The 23,113-nt window shown below is 42.2% G+C and carries 20 protein-coding genes; 5 read left to right on the top strand and 15 right to left on the bottom strand.

Annotated features, from left to right (window positions below; translation table 11 throughout):
* Positions 1 to 363 precede the first annotated feature (363 nt).
* Positions 364 to 1,221 carry a tetratricopeptide repeat protein gene (locus JIG41_RS17935; protein WP_074988897.1) on the bottom strand — a complete coding sequence of 286 codons (858 nt, stop codon included), beginning with the start codon at positions 1,219 to 1,221 and terminating at the stop codon, positions 364 to 366.
* A gap of 83 nt (positions 1,222 to 1,304) precedes the next feature.
* On the opposite strand from JIG41_RS17935, the gene JIG41_RS17930 reads away from it, so the two are divergent.
* A complete protein-coding gene (locus JIG41_RS17930; RefSeq protein ID WP_074988898.1) occupies positions 1,305 to 2,615 on the top strand; it encodes a M20 family metallopeptidase in 1,311 nt (436 codons plus the stop codon).
* A gap of 11 nt (positions 2,616 to 2,626) precedes the next feature.
* Here JIG41_RS17930 and JIG41_RS17925 read toward each other — a convergent pair whose 3' ends face one another.
* The 4 genes from JIG41_RS17925 to pomA form a co-directional block, all read right to left on the bottom strand.
* A complete protein-coding gene (locus JIG41_RS17925) occupies positions 2,627 to 4,537 on the bottom strand; it encodes a DNA topoisomerase III (RefSeq protein WP_065979737.1) in 1,911 nt (636 codons plus the stop codon).
* Between the two features lie 66 nt (positions 4,538 to 4,603).
* Entirely contained in the window at positions 4,604 to 5,080 is a 477-nt protein-coding gene (locus JIG41_RS17920; RefSeq protein WP_036966353.1) for a hypothetical protein, read from the bottom strand.
* Positions 5,081 to 5,209: 129 nt separating this feature from the next.
* Positions 5,210 to 6,133, bottom strand: coding sequence for a flagellar motor protein MotB (locus tag JIG41_RS17915; protein ID WP_036966350.1), 924 nt, complete (start codon positions 6,131 to 6,133; stop codon positions 5,210 to 5,212).
* 2 nt (positions 6,134 to 6,135) lie between these two features.
* Positions 6,136 to 6,903, bottom strand: coding sequence for a flagellar motor protein PomA (gene pomA, locus JIG41_RS17910; protein WP_036966347.1), 768 nt, complete (start codon positions 6,901 to 6,903; stop codon positions 6,136 to 6,138).
* Positions 6,904 to 7,174: 271 nt separating this feature from the next.
* On the opposite strand from pomA, the gene JIG41_RS17905 reads away from it, so the two are divergent.
* The 4 genes from JIG41_RS17905 (at position 7,175) to JIG41_RS17890 (ending at position 12,675) form a co-directional block, all read left to right on the top strand.
* Complete coding sequence (locus JIG41_RS17905) at positions 7,175 to 7,417, top strand: exodeoxyribonuclease VII small subunit (protein WP_199525197.1); 243 nt, start codon at positions 7,175 to 7,177, stop codon at positions 7,415 to 7,417.
* Between the two features lie 4 nt (positions 7,418 to 7,421).
* On the top strand, positions 7,422 to 8,309 hold the full coding sequence (ispA, locus tag JIG41_RS17900) for a (2E,6E)-farnesyl diphosphate synthase (RefSeq protein ID WP_036966342.1): 888 nt from the start codon (positions 7,422 to 7,424) through the stop codon (positions 8,307 to 8,309).
* Positions 8,310 to 8,397: 88 nt separating this feature from the next.
* Positions 8,398 to 10,260, top strand: a complete 1,863-nt coding sequence (dxs, locus tag JIG41_RS17895) for a 1-deoxy-D-xylulose-5-phosphate synthase (RefSeq protein ID WP_065979736.1) — start codon at positions 8,398 to 8,400, stop codon at positions 10,258 to 10,260.
* A 234-nt stretch (positions 10,261 to 10,494) separates the two neighbouring features.
* Entirely contained in the window at positions 10,495 to 12,675 is a 2,181-nt protein-coding gene (locus JIG41_RS17890; RefSeq protein ID WP_199525196.1) for a hypothetical protein, read from the top strand.
* Between the two features lie 76 nt (positions 12,676 to 12,751).
* Here the strand turns inward: JIG41_RS17890 and JIG41_RS17885 are convergent, their stop codons facing one another.
* The 10 genes from JIG41_RS17885 to nrdR all read right to left on the bottom strand — a co-directional run bounded on the left by JIG41_RS17885 (position 12,752) and on the right by nrdR (position 23,087).
* A complete protein-coding gene (locus JIG41_RS17885) occupies positions 12,752 to 13,864 on the bottom strand; it encodes a hypothetical protein (protein ID WP_036966338.1) in 1,113 nt (370 codons plus the stop codon).
* Positions 13,865 to 13,937: 73 nt separating this feature from the next.
* Positions 13,938 to 17,024, bottom strand: a complete 3,087-nt coding sequence (locus JIG41_RS17880) for a ligand-binding sensor domain-containing diguanylate cyclase (RefSeq protein WP_065979734.1) — start codon at positions 17,022 to 17,024, stop codon at positions 13,938 to 13,940.
* 33 nt (positions 17,025 to 17,057) lie between these two features.
* The gene (locus JIG41_RS17875) at positions 17,058 to 17,543 is read right to left on the bottom strand and encodes a phosphatidylglycerophosphatase A (RefSeq protein WP_036966334.1); all 486 of its coding nucleotides are present in this window, start codon (positions 17,541 to 17,543) and stop codon (positions 17,058 to 17,060) included.
* Positions 17,540 to 18,514, bottom strand: a complete 975-nt coding sequence (gene thiL / locus JIG41_RS17870; protein WP_182395371.1) for a thiamine-phosphate kinase — start codon at positions 18,512 to 18,514, stop codon at positions 17,540 to 17,542. Before thiL ends, JIG41_RS17875 begins: the two co-directional genes overlap by 4 nt.
* A 44-nt stretch (positions 18,515 to 18,558) precedes the next feature.
* Positions 18,559 to 18,969 (bottom strand): transcription antitermination factor NusB, encoded by a 411-nt coding sequence (gene nusB / locus JIG41_RS17865; protein WP_036966330.1) that lies wholly within the window; start codon positions 18,967 to 18,969, stop codon positions 18,559 to 18,561.
* Between the two features lie 15 nt (positions 18,970 to 18,984).
* On the bottom strand, positions 18,985 to 19,449 hold the full coding sequence (ribE, locus tag JIG41_RS17860; protein WP_036966328.1) for a 6,7-dimethyl-8-ribityllumazine synthase: 465 nt from the start codon (positions 19,447 to 19,449) through the stop codon (positions 18,985 to 18,987).
* Positions 19,450 to 19,679: 230 nt separating this feature from the next.
* Positions 19,680 to 20,795: a bifunctional 3,4-dihydroxy-2-butanone-4-phosphate synthase/GTP cyclohydrolase II gene (ribBA, locus tag JIG41_RS17855; protein ID WP_065979732.1), complete on the bottom strand. Its 1,116-nt coding sequence runs from the start codon at positions 20,793 to 20,795 to the stop codon at positions 19,680 to 19,682.
* A gap of 42 nt (positions 20,796 to 20,837) precedes the next feature.
* Positions 20,838 to 21,491, bottom strand: a complete 654-nt coding sequence (locus tag JIG41_RS17850) for a riboflavin synthase (RefSeq protein WP_036966322.1) — start codon at positions 21,489 to 21,491, stop codon at positions 20,838 to 20,840.
* A gap of 4 nt (positions 21,492 to 21,495) precedes the next feature.
* Positions 21,496 to 22,635: a bifunctional diaminohydroxyphosphoribosylaminopyrimidine deaminase/5-amino-6-(5-phosphoribosylamino)uracil reductase RibD gene (gene ribD / locus JIG41_RS17845; protein ID WP_036966319.1), complete on the bottom strand. Its 1,140-nt coding sequence runs from the start codon at positions 22,633 to 22,635 to the stop codon at positions 21,496 to 21,498.
* Between the two features lie 2 nt (positions 22,636 to 22,637).
* The gene (nrdR, locus tag JIG41_RS17840) at positions 22,638 to 23,087 is read right to left on the bottom strand and encodes a transcriptional regulator NrdR (protein WP_036966316.1); all 450 of its coding nucleotides are present in this window, start codon (positions 23,085 to 23,087) and stop codon (positions 22,638 to 22,640) included.
* Positions 23,088 to 23,113: the final 26 nt, after the last annotated feature.

Here is a 23,113-nt window from a genome sequence, read left to right as displayed (position 1 = left end):
ACATCCTTAATTTTTCGAGTCAACACTTAATTTTAAACTTTCTTTCGAAGACTTAAAACCGAAGTTTTACTTAACTCTCTGCTACGTTGTTCAGCGTCTTTCGTTGCTGCCCGCCGTGTCAGTGGATGCGCATTATAGGGAGATGGATTTTTTACGCAAGCACTTTTTTGCAGAAAACTACTAAAAACTTACCTTTCGCGCAAAAAACAAGCTAAAGGCAGTAAAAAACACAGTTTGCTGTACAAAATACAGCCAACTTTTCTCGAGAGGATCTTAAGTATTATCGAAATTAGGTAATAAGCAAGTTTTAAAAATAAAAAAAGCGCCCTTATTTAAATGACGCTTTCTTTCATTTTCTAAATATTAATACAAGATACTGTAGAGTTTACGACGATACTTTGAAGCTAACGCATCACCATCTGGTAATGAAGCAATAATTTCTAGGTATGTTGGTTTTGCATCTGCAAAGTTTAGATCTTTCTTAAGTACATTAAACAATAACTCTAATGCTTCTTCTTTGCGCCCTGCTCCATTAAATGCATTACTTAATTCCAGCTTTATTTCTAAATCGTTTGGGTACTTTTCTACTTTTACTTGTAACGCTTTTATCTCTGGTGAGTCTGTTGCTGCCAATGCCTGCTCACATTTAGCTTTAATGTTTGTAAAATAAGCATCGCGCTCGCTTTCATCAACTGAATCTAATAAAGCTTGCGCATCATCTAATTTATGAATTTGAATACAAATATCCGCGAGCACTAATTTTACGCGCGTATGACTTGGGTCTAGCTCATACGCTTTCTTGGCATAATTAAAAGCATTGTTTAGATCTTGATTAATTAAGGCTTGTTTAGCTTGCTCAAGTAATAACTCATGTTGTGCAGGTAAATGCTTTGCAAGTGCATCACGAATTTGCTGCTCAGACTGTGCGCCTGGCAACATATCAACAGGAGCAGCATCTTTTAGCAATACTAATGTAGGCAAAGCTTGCAAGCCAATTTGTTGTGCCAATTGCGACGCCAGCGCTTGTTCTACATCACAGTCTAGTGTTGCTACTAATAAATGCTCACCATATTCACTGGCTATTTTCTCTAAAATTGCAGCTTGCTGATGACATTCTGGGTTTTGTGCAGAATAAAAACTAAGTAGCACTATTTTTTCTGAAGATGTTTCACCCAATGCTTGCTGCAGATTCTGCGGTGTAAGATTTATCATATTGTTCATGTGATCGATTGCACTATATATTCATTTAGGTTTTTATATGGTGACGAACATAACAATTACAAGCCCACTCAGTCGAGGTCATTATGAAATTATCGCGCATATGTGCTGCATTAGTACTCCTTAGTCCACTTGCTCACGCCGCATCATTGGATTTAAATCTAACTCAATCAATGCCAAATATCGAAAAGCTTTATTTAGATTTACATCAAACACCCGAATTGTCTTATCACGAAAAGCAAACAGGTCAAAAACTAGCAAAAGAACTTAAAAAGCTTGGTTTTACTGTGACTGATAATGTGGGTGGTTACGGGGTTGTTGGCCTTTATAAAAATGGTGAAGGCCCAACTATCATGATCCGCACAGATACTGACGGATTACCTATTGTTGAACAAACGGGAAAGCCTTACGCCTCTAAAGTCACTGTGAAAAATGACAGCGGTGCGACTGTTGGTGTGATGCATGGTTGTGGCCATGATATCCATATGAGCTCTTTTATTGGGACCGCAGAGCAATTAATATCTCACAAAGATCAATGGCAAGGCACGCTAATGATGGTAGCACAGCCCGCTGAAGAAGTTGGTGGCGGTGCAAAAGCCATGCTAAAAGAAGGACTTTTCTCTCAATATCCGACCCCAGATCATGTCATTGCGCTGCATGTTAGTGCGAGCGTCCCTGCGGGGAAAGTGAGTATGAAAAATGAATATACCATGGCCAGTGTTGACTCTGTAGATATCACTGTAAAAGGCAAAGGGGGCCATGGTGCTTACCCACATACAACAATTGACCCCGTTGTTATCGCTTCGCGCATTGTTTTAGCATTACAAACAATAACCAGTCGCGAGCTTTCTCCATTAGAACCCTCGGTCATTACTGTTGGCTCTATTCATGGTGGTTCTAAACATAATGTCATTTCTGATGAAGTGAAACTGCAATTAACACTTCGCAGCTATAATCCCGAAGTACGTTTGCAGCAAATTGCGGCGATTAAACGAATTAGTAAAGGTATTGCACTGAGTGCTGGTTTGGATGAAAGCTTAATCCCAGAGGTATACGTTCATGAAGATGAGTCTATTCCATCAACTTATAATAATCCCGCACAAACAAATGTTGTACGTAATGCGATTTCCAGTGCACTTGGTGAAGAAAATGTACTTGATGCAGATGCAGTAATGGCAGGTGAAGATTTTGGTTTGTATGGTCGTACAGAGCACCATGTCCCTATCACGCTATTTTGGTTAGGGGGTGTCGAACCTAACCAGTACAATGATGCAATAAAATCGGGTAGCACTTTACCTTCACTGCACTCCAGTAAATTTGCGCCAGATTATAAAAAAGCCCTACCTACAGGAATAACTGCGATGAGCAACGCCGCTGTCGCATTATTCAATCAATAACCGTTTTAAGGCTAAGCTGGCTTAGCCTTAGATTTTGCTTTTCTTTTAAAACGCCGCTTAGGTGGCGTTTTTGGTAGTTGCGCGAATACCTGGCTATCGCAGTGTTTGGCTTGTTCAACAAGTTGCTGCAATTCATCAAGTAGCGGTGTTAAAAATTGCTGATAACTCATTTGCTGTTCAGCAATGTTACTCAAAGAAGCTTCCCACTTCGCTGTTAAATCAGGACTCGCTAACGCAAGAGGTAAGGCACTTATAAGCGCTTGCCCTGTTTCTGTAGCAATAATACTTTTACCTTGGCGTTTTAGAAAACGTCGTTTAAAGAGTAACTCAATAATGCCCGCTCGCGTGGCCTCTGTTCCAAGTCCATCAGTTTCTTTCAGTATTTTTTTGATTTCTGAATCTTTTACATAACGACTAATGCCCGTCATAGCACTTAATAGAGTGGCGTCTGTGAAATGCGCGGGCGGTGACGTCATTTTGTCAACGAGCTGAGCTTCGTAACAATGCAGTTGCTGGCCTTTTTCCAATGGAGGAAGTGTTTGTTCGTCCTTTAATTCTGTTTTACCCATTAATGCTTTAAAGCCCAGACTAACATCTTGCTTAGCTGTTGTTTTAAAAAGCCCGCCCGCAATCATCACACTCACTTTGGTTTCATTAAAAATATAATCTGGATAAAACTGAGCTAAATATTGGCGACAAATAAGTCTATAAACCTTTTGCTCATCGGCATTTAAGGCTGCAGTACGTAATTGTTTAACTGTTGGCACTATCGCATGATGCGCAGCGACCTTGCTATCATTAAAACATTTACTTCGCTTACTGCTATCGGCTTTATTGCATGCTTCATTAGGTTGTCCATCATTATGCGCAATTGCAGCAATAATGCCCGCAGCCTCACGGTGATGATCTTTTGGTAAGTAACGATTATCTGAACGAGGATAAGTAATTAATTTATGGCGCTCGTATAAATTTTGGCAGATATCGAGCACACTTTGTGCTGGCATCGAAAACGCTTTTGCTGCATCTATTTGTAAAGCGGATAAGTTATAGGGCAAAGGTGCTTGTTGTTTTTTTTGCTTTTGCTCAAGTTCTGATACCGTTGCAGGCTGGTCAGTTATTCGCGATACAACATTTTCTGCAAGTCCTCGGTGCAACACGCGACCTTCGTCATCTTGATACGGCTCACACGCTTTACTCGGTTGCCACTTAGCTGTAAATGTTTGCTGGTTTTGGGTTTTTAGATGGGCCAATACTTCATAAAAAGGCTTGGCTGTAAAATTAGCAATTTCATTATCACGGTTGACGACTAAACCTAAAATAGGCGTTTGCACACGGCCAACAGATAACACATTACCAAATCCAGCTTTTTGACCGGCTAATGTATAAGCACGAGTCAAATTCATGCCAAATAACCAATCAGCGCGTGAACGAGCCAAAGCAGAGACACTTAAAGGAATAAACTCGCGATTAGACCGCAAATTATTGAGTGCTTTTTTTACTGCATTTAAGTTTAAATCGCTGATTAGTAAACGTTGTATTTGCTGTTTTTTTGCTTGGCTAAGTTTAACTTGATCGATCACTTGATCGACAAGTAATTGCCCTTCGCGGTCAGGATCGCCTGCGTGTACAATCTGAGTAGCCTGTTTGATTAACTTTTTTAAAACGGTAAGTTGTTTGCGCGTTTTTGGTTTTGGCTTTAGTTGCCATTGCTCTGGCACGATAGGTAAATGTTCGAAACGCCATTTTTTAAAGCGTTCATCGTACTCATCAGGTTCAGCTTGCTCAAGTAAATGACCTATACACCATGAAACACAATCACCATTGGCAAGTTCAATAAAACCATCCTGCTTTTTTTGAGGTTTTGGCAGCGCATCTGCTATAGCGCGTGCTAAAGAAGGTTTTTCGGCAATGTAAAGTTTCATAAAGCAACACTAGATACTGTTTATATGAACAGTAGTCTAGCATAGGGTTTTTAACTTAGGAATAAGTTAAGCGTGCTTTGCTCGCCGTGTTAGTAAGTAAATCAGTGGTAAATAACACACAATAACAGTAGCAATATTAATGAGAGGCAGCAGCGTCTTATACATATATGTGCTGTACGATAAGTCCCAAAGGTGACGATCGACTAAACGAAAGAGTTGTAAAATAGGGGCCATAATAACAACAAGTTGACCCAACACACTCTGCCACAAATAAACTTTATCTTTGATCCCTAAATACGCAATTACAGCCATCCAAGCAATATCATTGAAAGCCCACACTACATAGCGCCAGACATAAATATCATCAAAACCACGTAAATGGTCATGAATCAACGTGCCGTATAAAAAGAAGCAGGCTGTGATTAGTGCAAACCGAAAGGCAAACCAGTCTTTTTGTAGATAGAAAACGAAAATAGCTGGGCTCAACATGAATACCCAGCTATTATTTAATATTGATATGATGGAGCCAAACCAATCAGGCAAAATTACCTACCTTAATCAGTTTTATCATCATCATCACCACTACCATTACCTGGCATGTAGCAGTACTTATCTATTTTTTTCATTTGTATACTCCATTACATCTGTTAACGAAGTTTTACTGTAATGGATTTATGGTCTCACATCAATAGGGTCTGACTCGTGCGCTTTACCCTGCATTATAGAGATCTCGACACGTCGATTACGTCGGCGATCTTCATCGGTCACATTGGGAACAAGCGGCCGTGTTTCAGCATGCCCGACAACCACCATGCGCGACTTATCGAAACCTGAGGCTTTTTCCATTTCACTGGCAACCGCCACCGCTCTTTTCGAAGATAAATCCCAGTTATTGGTGTATAGCTCATTAGAAACCTGAAAATCATCGGTATGGCCAGACACCGTAATTTCACCAGGTACGTCTTTAAGTAAGGTCGCTATATCACGAATGATAGGTTTAAATTTAGGCTGTAAAAATGCGCTGCCCGATGGGAACGAGCCATTTTCACGAATACGGATAATAATTTGCTGACCAAGCGACTCAAGCTCAATCGCCCCATCCATAATCTGTTGCTCTAATTGCTGAGCAATTTTTTTCACAAGCTCATTAGTTTGCTCTTGATCAGCCGCTGAAATTGACTGCTCCATCGCTTGCTCTTGCGCAGTACTTTGCGATTCACCACCGCGCTTGTTACCTCGTTGCTCTTGGCGACCACCAGCAGAGCTTTCATCACCCGCTTGAAACTCTAACATTTGCTGAGTCATTTCGACGGTTTGTTGTTGAATCGTTTCAATCGGCGTGGGCTCAGGTTTACCTGGCGTGAACTCCATTGCAATCACCGAGGTTCCTTTGGGAATATCTTTTACTTCAATCTTATTTTGCACACCAAAAGCAAACTTCATCGAGCCTGCTATTTGCTTAAACTTAAGTACATCCATTTCTGAGAAAGCAAGTAAGAGTACAAAGAAGCACATTAATAACGACATTAAGTCAGCAAACGTGCCCATCCAAGCTGGCAGGCCAGGGGGCGGACATTTGCACTCTTGATCAGACATGCCTACTCCTCAGTATCTACTTTACGTTTAGATTCGGCTAAATAGTTTTTCAAAATCCCTTCAATTACTTTCGGGTTTTGACCATCTTGTATGCCTAAAACCGCATCCAAAATGAGGCGCTGGTTTAGTGCTTCTTCGTCTTTACGAAGCTCAAGCTTTACCTGAATAGGAATAGCAATAACATTCGCTAAAAATGCACCGTATAAGGTGGTAAGTAAGGCCACCGCCATAGCAGGACCAATCGCTTTAGGGTCATCCATGTTTGATAACATCGCAACCAACCCTATCAGCGTACCAATCATACCCATTGCCGGGGCGATATCAGCAAGCGATTTAAATAAAGTGGCACCATGTTCATGACGTGCAGATGTCAAAGAAATATCTTTTTGTAGCGTAGCCCTCACAACATCGGCATCATGACCATCAACCAGCATATCAACCCCTTTTCGCATGAACGCATTGGGGATATCAGCCTCTTCCAGCGCGAGAAAGCCACCTTTACGTGCAGAGTCAGCTAGTTCAACTGCTTTTTCAATTAACTCTTCTGGAGATTCAATTTTGAACATGAAGGCTTTAGCTGCAACCTTCCCTATCCCCAAAAACTGTCCCATGGTGAAGTTTGATAACACAATAAAAATCGAGCCACCGAATACAATGACCACCGAAGGTGTGTTGTAAAACATTGCAACTTGGCCGTCACTACTTAACACCATCGACATAGCAATTAAGCCTATGGCACCAAGAATACCTATTATGGTTGCTAAATCCACATACCCCTCCAGAGGAAAATAACACGACACCCTCAGGCATCAAATTTTTATTATTAACTGCTTATCGGCAAGCAATTGAATTACTTAAATCATTAAATGAATTAATTTTATTTTAATGTAAGATTTTTAAGCTACAAGTTTAAGCTGTATCTAAAAGCGTAAAAATAGCATATCGAAATCGCTTTATGCGTAAAAAAACACATCATTCTTTGACCTAGTTTAGCATTCCCCCTAAAATTGGCCTCACTTTCTAATAGCTATCGAGGCCACAATGGCGGCAAAGAAACCAGAAAACTTAAGCTTTGAAGAAGCGCTGGATGAATTATCTCAAATAGTTGTGCAAATGGAGCAAGGTGAACTGTCTTTAGAACAGTCACTTAAACAGTTTGAACGTGGTATTGTACTGGCAAATGCCTCATCAGGTAAATTACAGCAAGCAGAACAAAAAGTGGCCATTTTAATGGGCAACGATAGCCAAGCTCCTCTGAGCAACTTTGATTCAAACCTGGACTAATTCAGTGCAATTAAAAGAACAACTACAACGTGCTCAACACGATGTTGAAGCCATGTTAAATCGCTATTTTGATCAGCCACTTAATACCGAACAAACAATTAAAGACGCAACCCATTATGGTGTTTTAAATGGGGGGAAGCGTTTACGGCCGTACCTTGTTTACGCAACCGGTCGTATGATGGGAGCAAACAAAGCCGATTTAGATGTACTTGCAGCAGCCATTGAGTGTATCCATAGTTACTCACTTGTACACGATGATTTGCCAGCAATGGACGATGATGATTTACGCCGAGGCCGACCAACTTGCCACATTGTTTATGGCGAAGCACAGGCTATTTTAGCCGGCGATGCACTGCAAACGCTTGCATTTGATTTAATTGCTAATCATCAATTTACGGTGCCAGCGACACAACAGGTTAAAATGATAGCCTCATTAAGCAAAGCCTCAGGTATTGAAGGTATGGTTGGGGGACAAGCACTGGATATTGTCTCTACCGATCAAGTGATCAGTGTTGAGCAATTGGAACGTATCCACCAACTGAAAACCGGGGCGCTTTTAAATTGTGCAATTACACTGGGAGCTTTGTGCGCGACTCACTGTGATCAGCATACATTGCAGCAACTAAATCTATTTGGTCAAGCGATAGGTCTGGCTTTTCAGGTACAAGACGATATCCTAGACGTTGAAGCTGATACTGAAACATTAGGAAAGCCTCAAGGGTCAGATATTGCGGCTAATAAAGCAACCTACCCTGCTTTATTAGGCATGGCAGGTGCTAAACAAAAAGCGCAAGATTTACTTGCCCAAGCTCATCAGGCTCTAGAGGCAATAGATTACGACACAAATGAGTTGGCAAGCCTTGCCAGCTATATAGTTGAACGTAAATATTAGTGCCTACAAAAGAAAGACAAAATAACTAAAAAATCAGAGCCGCTATGGGCTATAATGCACTCTGGTTAGCGAAGGATGTATAAAAAACATGACACTTGATAGTAGCAAGTATCCATTATTAAGTTTGGTTGACGAACCAGCACAACTGCGTGATTTAGCGCAAGACAAATTACCTGCGTTTAGTAAAGAGTTACGTGAATACCTTTTGAACTCAGTTTCGCAAAGTAGTGGTCATTTAGCATCAGGATTAGGCACTGTTGAGTTAACTGTTGCGCTGCATTATGTCTATAACACCCCTGAAGATCGTTTAGTATGGGATGTGGGTCACCAAGCATACCCACACAAAATCTTAACGGGTCGTCGTGACCAAATGCATACGATTCGTCAAAAGGATGGCTTACACCCTTTCCCATTCCGTGAAGAAAGTAAATACGATACATTCAGTGTAGGTCACTCTAGCACCTCTATTTCTGCAGCCCTAGGCATGGCAATTGCGGCAGAAAAAGAAGGTAAAGATCGAAAAACAGTTGCCGTAATTGGTGATGGTGCCATTACTGCGGGTATGGCATTTGAAGCGATGAACCACATGGGTGATGTAAACCCAAATGTGCTGATTATCTTAAATGATAACGAAATGTCGATTTCAGAAAACGTGGGCGCATTAAACAACCACTTCGCTCGCATTTTATCAGGTAGTTTCTATACCAATATCCGAGAAGGCAGTAAAAAGCTACTTTCGGGTTTACCGCCCGTAAAAGAACTTGCCAGCCGAATGGAAGAGCACTTGAAAGGCATGGTCATTCCAGGCACTTTCTTTGAAGAGTTAGGTTTAAACTATATCGGCCCAATAGATGGCCACGACGTGAATATGTTGGTCGATACCCTGCGTAATATGCGTAACCTTAAAGGGCCGCAATTACTGCATATAAAAACGCAAAAAGGTAAAGGTTATAAACCTGCTGAAGCGGATCCTATTGGCTACCATGGCGTACCTAAATTTGACCCTAGCATGTCAAAATTGCCTAAATCAAAACCGGGCGCAGCCACATTCTCGAATGTGTTTGGTGATTGGCTTTGTGACATGGCAAAACAAGACGACAAACTCATGGCAATTACCCCTGCAATGCGAGAAGGCTCGGGCATGGTACGCTTTTCAAAAGAGTTTCCTAACCAGTACTTCGATGTTGCCATTGCAGAACAACACGCCGTGACACTCGCTGCAGGTTTTGCGTGCGAAGGCTTAAAGCCTGTCGTTGCTATTTACTCTAGTTTCTTACAACGTGCCTATGACCAACTAATTCATGATGTTGCACTGCAAAACCTCCCTGTTTTATTTGCCATTGACCGTGCAGGTATTGTTGGCGCCGACGGTGAAACACACCAAGGAGCTTACGATTTAAGCTTTATGCGCTGTATACCAAACATGATCATCATGGCACCGAGTGACACCAATGAATGCCGCCAAATGCTTTATACTGGCTATCAATGTAATCAACCAGTTGCGGTACGTTATCCGCGCGGTAGCGCTGGCCATTGTGAAGTGCAAGCACAGATGCATGCAATTGAACTTGGTAAAGCCCGTACAATAAAACAAGGAAACAAGGTGGCCATATTATCATTTGGAACCTTGTTAGATAATGCACAGCTTGCCGCAGAAGCATTAAATGCAACTCTGCTTGATATGCGCTTTATTAAGCCACTCGATACACAGGCAATTAGCGACTTACTAAGCGAGCACGATGTGATTGTAACTCTCGAGGACAACGCGATTGCTGGCGGTGCAGGTTCTGCAGTTAATGAATACCTTGCTACCATTAAAGCCAATGCATCTATCTTGAATTTGGGTATCCCTGATGAGTTTATAAAGCACGGTACGCAGGAAGAAATGCATGCCGAAATGGGCCTAGATGCAAACGGTATTTTAGCCAGCATTAAAGCCTTTATTGCTTAACTTACACAATCAGTTCAAATAAAAAGGAGCATAATGCTCCTTTTTTTAATTTTAAAATCAATAACATAAAAACAAACACTAAAAAAGTTATTTTTTCCTGCATCCAATCTCCCTCCTTCCCCGTTTACTCAATGAGGTTAACTCGTGAGCAAGGGTTATGCTTTTGAAAGCGGTTCTGAGCACTACACGTTGTCTGTTCACTTTTTGATGGATTATTAAATAAGGTATGAACAAATGAAAGCGTTTAAAAATGATGAAATAGCACTACATACTCACACAGATTCAACACTAACAAAATTTACTCTTTGTGCATTAACACTAGCCGTGTTACTCGGCGTAAGTGGATGTAGTGGTGACGACGGTAAAGACGGTGCGATGGGTGCTCAGGGTGTTGCAGGTCAAGATGGTGCTGACGGAGCCAATGGTGTTAACGGTCAAGATGGTACAAATGGCACTGATGGTTCAGACGGTATGGATGGTAACGATGGTGCACCCGGTTTTGCAGCTGCCACCTTTATTCTCGCTAATAATGGCCAAGAAAATGCGGGAACAATCAATGTTATCAATCAAAATGCCGCTAAGCTTTCAAGTTTTAACACTGGGGCAAATGAAGGTGTCGTATTCGACAGTTTAGGTAACCTTGTACAAGCAGCCGATTCGGGCAATGGGGCAATCAGCACAGTGTGTCAGATTCTCAGCCGAGGTGATGGCGGGATGTATAACAGTGACGTTGATAGAATGATATCAGGTACAAACAGCACCTTAGTCAACCCCAAAGGCATCACTATTTCAAACAAGCACGGGCTAATTTTTGCTGCTGACTTTAATGGTATGCAAGTAACGGTGTTCGGTAAAGAAGCCGCAGGAGATGTTGCACCACTGGCCAGCACAGTGACAGACGCAAAACCGTGGGATTTAACCTACGATGAAATTAACGACCGATTATACGTTGCACTAACTAATGGTGATGTGGCCGTATATGATAACTATGTAATGGGCGGCTTTGCAGCTACACCCGCGCGGACAATTACCCCTAGCGATGAAACCGGCGCCAAAATATCAGTGAACCTTCATGGCATCTCGCTTGAATCACATACTAATAAATTAGTACTCTCTGATGTAGGAAGTGCATCTGATGCAACCGACGGTGCACTCTTTGTTATTTCAAATGCATCACAGGCTGATGGCATGGTCACAGTTGACCGCCATATCGCAGGCCCAATGTCTATGCTTGGCAATCCGGTTGATATTAGTCTGACAGGCAGTGATTTACGTGTTGCCGAAAAATCAAATGATGCCGTACTCGTGTTTAGCAATATTTTCGCTGGTGACAGCGGTGATATTGCTCCTGACTTAGTGACAGCAACCACAAAGCCTGAATCAATCACACCTACAGTCATGCACAATGGTATGCAAGATAGCTCTGACAGCGTCATGATTAACATGCCATTATTGGGCGTTGCTGTCAGTAGTAACCCAGCTGTACTAGGCGCTACAACCGGTCAAATTAGTCGTATTAATGCCCCCTTGACTGCAGAGCTTGCCAGCTATAATGCAAGTCAAACCATTGAAAGTGTCGCCTTCGACAAATCAGGGACAAGCTATGCCACGTACGATAATGCAACGACATCAATAGGCGGTCTCGTTGTCTCGAACAAAGTAGCAACACATCGTGATGGCGACACATTTACAACCAGCCAAGACAGACTAATCACTGGAGCAAATACAGGTATCATTTCACCTAAAGGTATCGATGTGGCCTCTGATAATGGCATGGTATTTGTGGCTGAATTTAATGCCACAACCCCTGGTATTTTAATCTTTTCGAGCTGTGCAACGGGCAATGTTAGCCCACTCATGACTTTAACAGCCAACGGCGGTGCTCGCCCATGGGATGTTGATTATGACCCTGCAACAGACAAAGCATTTGTTGCCCTGACTAATGGCACAGTTGCAGTATTTGACGAAGTGAAAAGCAAATTAATGGCAGGCATGACAACCATCACTGGAGAAGACCGTTTGATCACACCAGCATCCGGCGGTACGGCGTTTGCAGCGCCAACTAACCTTCATGGTATTGATTATGATCCTCTAAGTGATTCATTGATAGTGTCTGATGTAGGCAGTGCAGCCGATGCTACCGACGGTAAAATTTACGTGTTAAATAACGCATCAAAAGCAAGCGGCTTAACCAATGTAAGCGTCAACATTGCAGGGCCAGCTAGTCAGCTTGGTAACCCCGTTGATATTATGTATACAGGCAACCATTTATATGTCGCTGAAAAGTCGAATGGTTTGGTAATGCGCTTCGATAATATTTTAAATAGCCCAAGTGGTGATATTGCCGCGACTGTGAGTTACTCATTCACGGCACCAGAGTCAGTGGCTATTTTACCGGCTTGGCTTAACCATTAAAACTAAAAAGGGGGCTTAGGTAACAAGCGCCCTGGTTAGCCTCACAATGCCTTCTCTAGTAATAGACAAGGCATTTTTAATTACACATTGACCTAGGAACACGGAATACTATAGTGTCACCAGTTCCATATTGCTGAAAAAAGATTGTGCATGTTCTACCGCTTCCAGCACCGTTAATTACAGTATTTGTAGCCCCATCTGAACCATTAAAACCTAAAACATCTCCATTTGAATTAGTGAACATGCCTGTTTCATTCAATTCTGCTAACTTATCTAGAGTACATTCATTGTCAATTACTGAAGGTCCTGCATCATGCCCTTTTAGAGCTGAAAGAGTCATGCCTGCAACTCTCGATGCTTCATCAATAATAGTGTAACGGGCACGTGGCGCGCCATTAGAATCATGAAGGTAGATTTCATAATCAAAAACTAAACCATCTTTGAACGAACTTTCTTTTTCGCTTTGTTCAAACTCCCAAATTAGGGTAGGCTTTTTCGTTTCATCAGTGTATTGTACGGTGAAATTTACACCCATTAGGTTAACTCCAACACTAGTGGAGCTGACTCGCCCTGAATTGTTAATACGATCTAAGACGTCTGCGCTTGGAGAACTTTCTAAGTTAAACATTAGAGATAAATTCATCAACTCTTTGAGCTGATTTATTTTATTCGGCTCGACTATGATGGATAAAGCTGAATTATCTGGGCAAGATGCCGATGAAGATGTACGCGTAGCCTTTGCATTAAAAGTCATTAAATACTGAGAGTTAATTGCTTTATAATTTTGAATATTGCTTACTGCATAATTAAGCGCAGCATTGTAATCAACAACAGCTTGGTAGCCTTCAATTTGATTCTGGCTCAGTGTCATGTCTAATGCTAGGGTAGGAAAAATTGGAGCAACGTTACTGTGCCCTAATAAAAAACTATAAACAGCTTTCGTGTCAGGGTTAACTAAAACCACATTTTTCTGAACAGAGCTACAAATCATATTAGCATCGTTCATTGGACGGTTAGGGTCTTCTGGGTAACACTTCTTAGGGTTTACGTACTCATTTTTTGCTATTGTTCTAGCAATGTCTTTACTTGTACATTGCTTGCAAAAAAAAGCCTCAGATTGAATATCTGCTACACCACTAAACGAATAAAGACACAAAAGGGAAATTAAAATTACTTTCATTGTTTTCATATTTCATTCCTTTTAAATACAACTCCAACAAAATGTTATCACCACTATATATTAGTAAATCAAAAAATCATATCTAGCGCATCCAAATCTTGATGTCTGCTAGGCCATTCTCTTGTAAAACACTGAGTTGCTGATCAACATTATTGGTTTGTTCAAACTCAAATGCATCTAGCTGCTCATCAAAGGTAATATTAGCCACACCATCACCCCCGCGCTTTTTAACTTGATGCAGTGCAATATCAGCTAAATTGACAGACGTTTCCCAGCCAATTACTTGGCCGCCTAATAAAGGCAATGGATAAAACGACCAACCGATTGATGCGGTGATTGTTGTCGACTCACCATTTGGTAACCTAAATGAGTTACTCGCCACTGCTTCACATAATTCTGCAACATAATCATCTATCGCGGTGCGTTTAAAATCGCGCAGTAAGAGTAAAAACTCATCGCCGCTCCATCGAGCCACGTAGTCGGAACCTTGAGTACGGCTATTAAGCAACGTAGCCATTTGTTGTAAACAGCTGTCGCCTGCAAGCGGACCATACGCGTCATTAATACGGCTAAAATTATCAAAATTAATAATTAACAGTACCAACGATTTACCTTGTGCCTGCAATGACTGTGAATTTCGCTGAAAGTGTTCAATGTCTTTCGGTAATTGATCAAATAAGAAGCGACGACTACGAAGCCCCGTTAGCTCATCAGAGTGGCTGACTAACTTAAGCTGCGAGTTCACTTGGTTAAGTTTATCGTTAGCCTCACGAAGCTCTACGGTACGCTCAGTAACTAAACTTTCCAGCGCCAATTGCTTACGCTTCTCTTGCGCTCTAAACACCCAGAATACAAGATAAAACAATAGAATAAAGCTGCTGGTGATCAGCAACCTAAAGTAAATAGTCTCATCAAAGCGGCGCGGTACAATAAATGAATACTCTGTTCGGCGTGCTTTTTTCCAATCTTCACCCCGGCGTTTTGCTTCAAGTTGAAATAAGAAAGAACCTGGGGGTAAGTTAGTATAAATAGCTTCACGTCGCGTATTCGCGTATCGCCAATCATTGTCTAATCCGCTTAATCGATAACGAAATTCAATACTCGAAGGCGCATAGTAATCAATCGCTGTGTACTTAATCGTTATGTCACGCTCATCTATTTGCAGCTCAGGTTTGTTACCTAATGTTGCGGTGCTCAAATGGCGCAATGGAGTAACAATATTTTCAATGCGTGGCTTTAATGCTTTCACTCCAAAAAGCTCTACACTTTTCGGAATCTCAACAACACCTTGCAAGCTTGGATACCAAATTGAATTTCCTGTATCTGCAACCGCATCATGGCCAAGCCCCGCACAACATTGACTCGCTTTACCATCGAGTTGACGATCAAACGATGAGATAACCTGCTCCACTTTCAAGCTTTCAATATCAGTACCAAACTGTTCAACCGGCATACGGTATACGCCTTTCATGGTACTAACCCAAATACGCTTCAACTGCTTGTCATACACTAGACTAAAAATAGAGCCATAAGGTAAACCATCGGTGGCATCAAGCTGCCGCCACTGCCCTTTTGTACTGCGATAAAATAAGCCGTCATTTAATGAGCCTATTAAAATGCCAACCCCTTCAATGTTTAAAATACTGGTGACGTAGGCACTTTCTAAGCTTGTTTGGTCGCCTATTTTTTCAATACCGCGGTCGGTAAAGTAGTAAGCTCCTTTACTGGTTCCGATAAGACCAAAGTTCTGTTCATCAAGTACATAAGTAATAAATTTACTACCAAGGAACGCGTTATAGGCAAATGGAGTAAGCCCCCCGTAACTTAAACGATACATACCGCGCCCAGTCCCTAACCAAAATCCTCCTTTATTGGAGCGACTAATAGCAAACACTGGGTTGTCTCGTAATGCACGGCCGGGCACCGTATATAAACTTTGGTTCTCGTAATAAAAAACGCCACGACCTGTTGCGATATAAAGGCGATCACCATCAAACTGCAAATCGTGCACGGCGGCACGACCAAATTGATTACTAGGGATTTTGTTAACAAAGTTTTTATTGTAATCGAAATAGCCAACACCACTTCGGTTAGCAACCCACAGCTTGCCGTCGGGGGCTTGGCTTATCGCCATTACCGCCTCGGTCATGTTAGAAATTGCTGAGTGGCGCTCAATACGCCCTTCATGTGCAAGCCATAAACCTTCACTAAAGCTTGCTAACCAAATATTATTTTGGTTATCGCGGAAGATATCTGCAAACCAAATACTTTGATCAAGTTGGCTCGGCTCTACCCATTGCCAGTCACCCGAGTTATCACGGAACAAGAGTCGCCCATAAGTTGAGATCCACAATGCCCCATCGGAGTCACTCATGAATTTATACACCGCCGAGTTACTCGCATTAGGCAAAGGAAATGGGCGTAGTTCATCGTCTAAATCAAGAAAGTAAGCACCCAGCTCAGAAGCAAGATACAAGTTACCTTCAAGCCAAGCCATATCATGGATAATCGTTTGTGCTAAACGCTCGGGAAGTGAGACTTTTGCGGTTAACTCTAAGCGCAGTTTCGCAAAATCAGATGAGGTATTGGTTAAGCGCAGTAAGTGACGTTCATTTACCAGCCAAATTCCTTCAGGAGAGAGCGCCATTTGACTGACAGAACCCACAATTTGCGTGATTGCGGTCGCGTTAGACACCGGAACACTTAACGCTGAGTTCTGTTGCAGTGCTACCTGATTACGAGCGACATAATAAAGACCATTCGCAGCAATCCAAATACTGCCCTTTGAGTCTTCTAAAATATCCCGCACGGGGCCTTTCACATTGAAAGTTTGCGACATCATGGTTTCGGGGTCGAGTGTGACTAACCCATTTTTGGTGCCAACCCACAGCAAACCATCACTATCAACTAATAACTTGTTGATACCATTGCTTGGTAAAAAATCGCTATTTTGTGTATTAAAGTTAGTAAATGTATTACCGTCAAAACGACTAAGACCAAACTGGGTGCCTAGCCACATATAACCCTGTTCGTCTTGCGCAATGCTTTTTAATGATTGTGATGGCAAGCCATTTTGGATATTCCATTGTTTGACAACGTACTCGGTGATAGATGCAAACACCGACGTGCTACAAAACATCAACAAACAAACCACTAGAAATCGCATCATACCTTTGCCACCAAGAAAACCTTAATTCATTGCTTAAAAAGGTAAAAGGCCACTTTTAAACAAAGCTTGAACACAAATCAATGAAAATACACCTGCTAGAATATCATCAGCCATGATGCCCAGACCACCATGTAAACGTCTATCAAGAATACGTATTGGGCCTGGTTTAGCGATATCAAAAAAACGGAACAATAAAAAACCAACTAACAGTGACTGCCAACTGAGAGCAGCACCAATCATGGTGATATAATAACCAGCTACTTCGTCCCATACAATGGCAGGATGATCATGTACCCCTAAGTCATCAGCTGTTTTACCGCATGCCCAAATACCAAACACACTAATCACCACAGCAAACACAATTTGCAACCACAGTGGAAAGTACATTGTAGTAAAAATTAGTGGCAACGCAGCAAAAGTACCAAATGTACCCGGCGCTTTAGGCGCTAAACCTAAACCGAAACCCAAACCAAAAAATTGATGTGGACGTTTTAAATTGAATAAACGGTTACTGCTCAAACCGGCTCCTTCGTAAAATGCTGAAATCCTTTACCTTGATAGTTAAATTTTTCACCATCAAGTAAAAGTTCAATTTCGCCTACGCCATTTTTGATTTGTCCAATACAACTGGCTTCAACGCCATACTGACGAAGCTTCATATCCACCATGCTTTTGTTACTTTCTGGCACAGTGAAAAGTAGTTCGTAATCGTCACCATAATTTAAAATATAATCAAACTGCTCAGCACGCGGAATTGACGCATTCACGGCGTCAGACACCGGAACTTTATCAACATGTATAACCGCGCTTACTTGAGAAAGCGCTAAAATATGCCCTAAGTCAGCCAACAAGCCATCGGAGATATCGATTGCTGCAGATGCTGCACCACGCAATACTTGTCCTGCGGCAACACGAGGAGCGGGGTAATCAAAGCGATTATTTAAATACGATAAATGCTCTGGTGCGATATTGAAACCTTGCTTGCGCGCTTCAATCGCCACACCTGCATCACCTAAGGGGCCTGTCACGTAAATCCAATCACCCACTTTTGCACCACTGCGACGCAGAGCTTTGCCTTGCGGTACGATACCTTTTGCACAAATAGTAATGGTGAGAGGCCCTTGCGTGGTGTCTCCCCCTATAATTTGCACATTAAAGTATTCGGCAATTTCATGCATCCCTTCAGTGAACTCTTCAAGCCATTCAACGTTTGCTTCTGGCAAAGTTAAACCAACCGAAATCCACGTAGGCTCTGCACCCATCGCCGCTAAATCACTTAAGTTGACGGCCAGTGCTCGATGTCCAAGTGCACGAGGAGAGATATCATCAAAAAAGTGAACTCCTGCAACGAGGGTATCAGTTGTCACGGCTAACTGACAGTTTTCAGGCACGGTGACCAACGCGCAATCGTCACCTATTCCAAGGTTTACATCACGGCGGATAATACCGCGACCTTTAAAGTAACGATTGATTAATTCAAATTCCTTCATACACAAAAAAGCCGGCCCAAGCCGGCTCTCCTCTACGGGGTTACTTACTTACGCAGTTCTTTAACTGCTTTATCAAGTACACCGTTGACAAATTTATGACTGTCTTCAGCACCAAACATTTTCGCAAGCTCAATACCTTCATTGATTGCTACTTTATAGGGTACGTCTTCACGGAACTTAAGCTCATAGGCAGACAGACGTAAAATTGCTTTTTCGACCATATCTAACTCATCAGCAGGGCGTGCTAAATGTGGTGCAACAATCTCATCAAGTTGCTTACAGTTAACAACAACACCACGTGCTAGGTCTTTGAAATATTCGACGTCGATTTTAGTCACATCATTTTCAATTAACATTTGCTGTTCGATATCAGCAATTGGGTTGGCACTTAACTGCCAAGAATATACGGCCTGAAGTGCTAAGATGCGTGCTTTACGTCTTGCTGCTGGTTTCACAGAGATTCCTTAAACTTAAATTTTGTCTAACACATTAACCATTTCGAGCGCGCCTAAAGCAGCTTCGCCGCCTTTATTGCCCATTTTGGTGCCTGCGCGTTCGATTGCTTGTTCAATGCTTTCAGTGGTTAATACGCCAAATGCAACCGGGATATCGTACTCAAGTGATACTTGTGCAAGACCTTTGTTTGATTCGCCAGCGACTAAATCAAAGTGTGGTGTACCACCTCTGATCACGACACCGAGGGCGATGATTGCATCATGTTCTTTCTTTGCTGCAACGCGTTTCGCTGCTAAAGGTAATTCAACGGCACCTGGTACGTAAACAACAGTAATGTCGTCGTCAGATACACCACCTGTGCGCTTAAGCTCATCAACAGCACCTGCTAAAAGGCTGCTACCAATAAAGTCATTAAAGCGTGAAATGACAATGGCAAATTTTTTGCCCGGTGCGTATTTGTTACCTTCAATAATTTTCATTTAATAACCCTAAAAAATAAGTTTAAGCGGTTGCGATTGCGCAAAAATTACGGCGCATAATACCACAAAAATATAAAAGTCGCCTAGTTAACCTGAACTCTGGATAATAAATCTATCTCCAGCGGTTACTTTCAACGCTTACTGCCTTGTATTTACATGCAATAGGCCAAGAATACCTTGGCCTTAAAATTAGCTTGCTAGTAAAATTTGTTAACTAAGCTGTGCGTTAATTAAGACTGCGGCTCAACGTAATCAACCACTTCTAAGTGGAAACCAGACAATGCATGATACTTCTTCGGACGACTCATCAAGCGCATTTTCTCAATGCCAAGGTCTGCTAAAATTTGTGACCCCACACCCACAGTGCGTGACGTGCCTTGGAATTTACGATGACTGACATTTTCACCCGCATCTTCTGCTGCAAATGCTTTGACCGTTGCTTCAAGATCTTCGGTTGATTCTTGTTTACCTAAGATAACCAATACGCCGTTATGCTCAGCAATATAGGCCATTGCATCTGATAAACTCCAGCTACGATCTGCGCTGCGGTCTGACAGTAAAATATCGTTAAACGTACTTTGTAAGTGAACACGTACTAACGTAGCGTCATCTTTCGATACGTCGCCTTTTTGCAATGCATAGTGGAGCTGGCCATCAATGGTGTCTTTATACGTTACTAAATCGAATTCACCGTGATCGGTTGGCAACTTACATTTTGCAACACGTTCAATGGTGGTTTCGTTTAGGTTTCTGTACTCGATTAAATCGGCAATAGTACCAATCTTCAGACCATGCTCTTTAGCAAACACTTCAAGGTCAGGACGACGGGCCATGGTGCCATCGGCATTGAGAATTTCAACAATAACAGAAGAAGGCTCAAGACCAGCCAAGCGCGCTAAATCACAGCCTGCTTCAGTGTGACCCGCACGGGTAAGAACGCCGCCAGGTTGTGCCATAATTGGGAAAATATGACCCGGCTGTACGATATCGCTTGGCACAGCTCCTTTCGCAATGGCCGCTTGCACTGTGCGTGCACGGTCAGCAGCTGAAATACCGGTTGTTACGCCTTTTGCAGCTTCAATCGACATTGTGAAGTTTGTTGAGAAAGCCGCTCCGTTATTTTTAACCATTAACGGTAATTCTAACTGCTGACAACGCTCTTGAGTCATGGTTAAACAAATTAAACCACGACCATGCGTTGCCATAAAATTAATAGCATCTGCACTTATGTGCTCTGCTGCGATAATTAAATCGCCTTCATTTTCTCTATCTTCATCGTCCATTAAAATAACCATTTTACCGGCTTTAATGTCATCGATAATTTCTTGCGCGCTGTGTAAATTCATAATGTGCCCATGAGAGTATGATTAATAATGACGTATCTTCGCTTATTTAATAAAACCAGCTTGCGCTAACAAGCTCATAGATATGTCTGAACGGGAAGGTTGTTCAGCCCCTTTGATCAGGCGCTCTAAGTAGCGAGCAATTTGATCAACTTCTAAGTTAACCTGCGTGCCCACTTGAAATTCTGCAATCGTCGTTTGCTCAGCGGTGTGTGGAACAATGGTCAGCTTGAAGCGATTTTGCTCGACCTCATTCACCGTTAAACTAATTCCATCAATACATACCGACCCTTTATACGGAATGTATTTCATTAAATTATGGTCGGTACTTAGCCAGTACTCTGTTGCTCTGGCATTGGCGGTAATGCTTTCAACTGTCGCTATGCCATCAACATGGCCTGACACTAAATGCCCACCAAGGCGAGAAATTGGCTGCATGGCCTTTTCTAGATTCACGGTTTGGCCTTTTTTATAGTGCGCAAACCCTGTCAGGCTAATGGTTTCATTTGATAAATCAGCACTGAAGCCATCGCTATGTTTAGTAACCACTGTTAAGCACACACCATTTGTTGCAATACTGTCGCCTAGTTTTACGTCTTTCATATCCAAATCATTACTTTGAATACGAATAGCGAGATCACCTTGTTTTTGTGTTAATTCAACAATTTTACCTGTTGCTTCAATTATTCCAGTAAACATAATGCTACTCTTTATCTTCAGTGTGTGTGGCTTGCTTTGCTTTGTACGCAGTTAAGCGGATATCGTCGCCAATTATCTGTGTATCGGTAAACGTTAATTGAGTGACATCACCCATGGCTGTTACTTCTGCAAAGTTTAGTAAGCTTTTGCCCATATCACCTATTAACTTTGGGGCAATATAAACAATGTATTCGTCAATTAGGTCTTGCTGTGCAAAAGCACCCGCTAGGGTTGCTCCTGCTTCAAGCCAAATATGATTAAATTGTAATTCGGCTAACCGTGCTAAAACGGCCGATAAATCAACTTTATTTTTGTTAGCTGCCACCACTTCGTGTTTTACAAAATGTGGCCATTGCTGCTGATTATCAAGCTGTGTTGTGAAAATAATCACCGGACTCTCAATACTAAATAAAGCGAGATCTGGGGTGAGTCTGTTTTGCGAATCGATAATCACACGTGTTGGCTGACGTATCGGCAATGATGTTGGCATTGCAAATGGCAGCTCTTCAGTACGCACATTTAATTTGGCGTTATCACTGATAACGGTATCTGCACCACTCAAAATTGCGCAGCTTTGTGCGCGAAATGCTTGAACGTCTTGGCGTGCTTGTGGACCCGTGATCCATTTACTTTGGCCGTTATTAAGTGCCGTTTTTCCATCTAAACTACAGGCCATTTTACAGGTAACGAAAGGCAACCCTGTTTCCATTCGCTTCAAAAAGCCTTTGTTTAAATCGCGCGCCTGTTGCTCAAGTAACCCAGAGGCAACGTCAATACCTGCATCAGCCAATATTTGTAAGCCACGGCCACTGACTGCTGGATTTGGGTCTACCATTGCAGCAATCACTTTACTTACACCAGCCGCTTTTAGGCCTTCAGCACAGGGCGGAGTACGACCATAATGACTGCAAGGTTCAAGCGTCACATAGGCTGTTGCCCCTTTGGCATTATCGCCAGCAACGGCCAGTGCATTCACCTCGGCATGACCCTGCCCGGCAAGTTGATGAAAACCCTCACCAACTATATGGCCGTCTTTAACAAGTACACAACCCACATTAGGGTTTGGCGTCGTGGTAAAACGGCCCTGTTTGGCAAGCTCAATAGCGCGTGCCATATAAATGCTATCAAGTTCAGTGAACGACATGCTTAATCACCTAAACGGGCAATTTCTTCGCCAAACTCACGAATATCTTCAAATGAGCGATATACTGAGGCAAACCTAACATAAGCTACTTTATCAAGCTTCTTGAGCGATTCCATAATACACTCGCCGATTAAATGGCTTGAGATTTCACGCTCTCCGGTGGCACGTAGCTGTGATTTAATCACGTTAACGACTTCTTCGATTTGCTCTGTACTCACTGGACGTTTTTCTAATGCGCGGTGCAGGCCATTTAATAATTTGTCTTCGTTAAAAGGTTCTCGACTACCGTCTTGCTTTATCACCCTTGGCATAACAAGTTCAGCACCTTCAAAGGTGGTAAAACGCTCGTGACATTCGTTGCATTCGCGACGGCGTCTAACTTGGTGACCACCGCCAACAAGTCGTGAATCGATTACTTTAGTATCTTTTGCTGTGCAAAAAGGGCAATGCATAAGGTTAAACTTCCGTTTATAAAAAA

Source organism: Pseudoalteromonas sp. bablab_jr011 (assembly GCF_016464045.1).
Taxonomy (GTDB): Bacteria; Pseudomonadota; Gammaproteobacteria; order Enterobacterales; family Alteromonadaceae; genus Pseudoalteromonas; species Pseudoalteromonas lipolytica.
The sequence above is the reverse complement of the archived record's forward strand: the minus strand, read 5'-3'. Positions and strand labels throughout refer to the sequence as shown.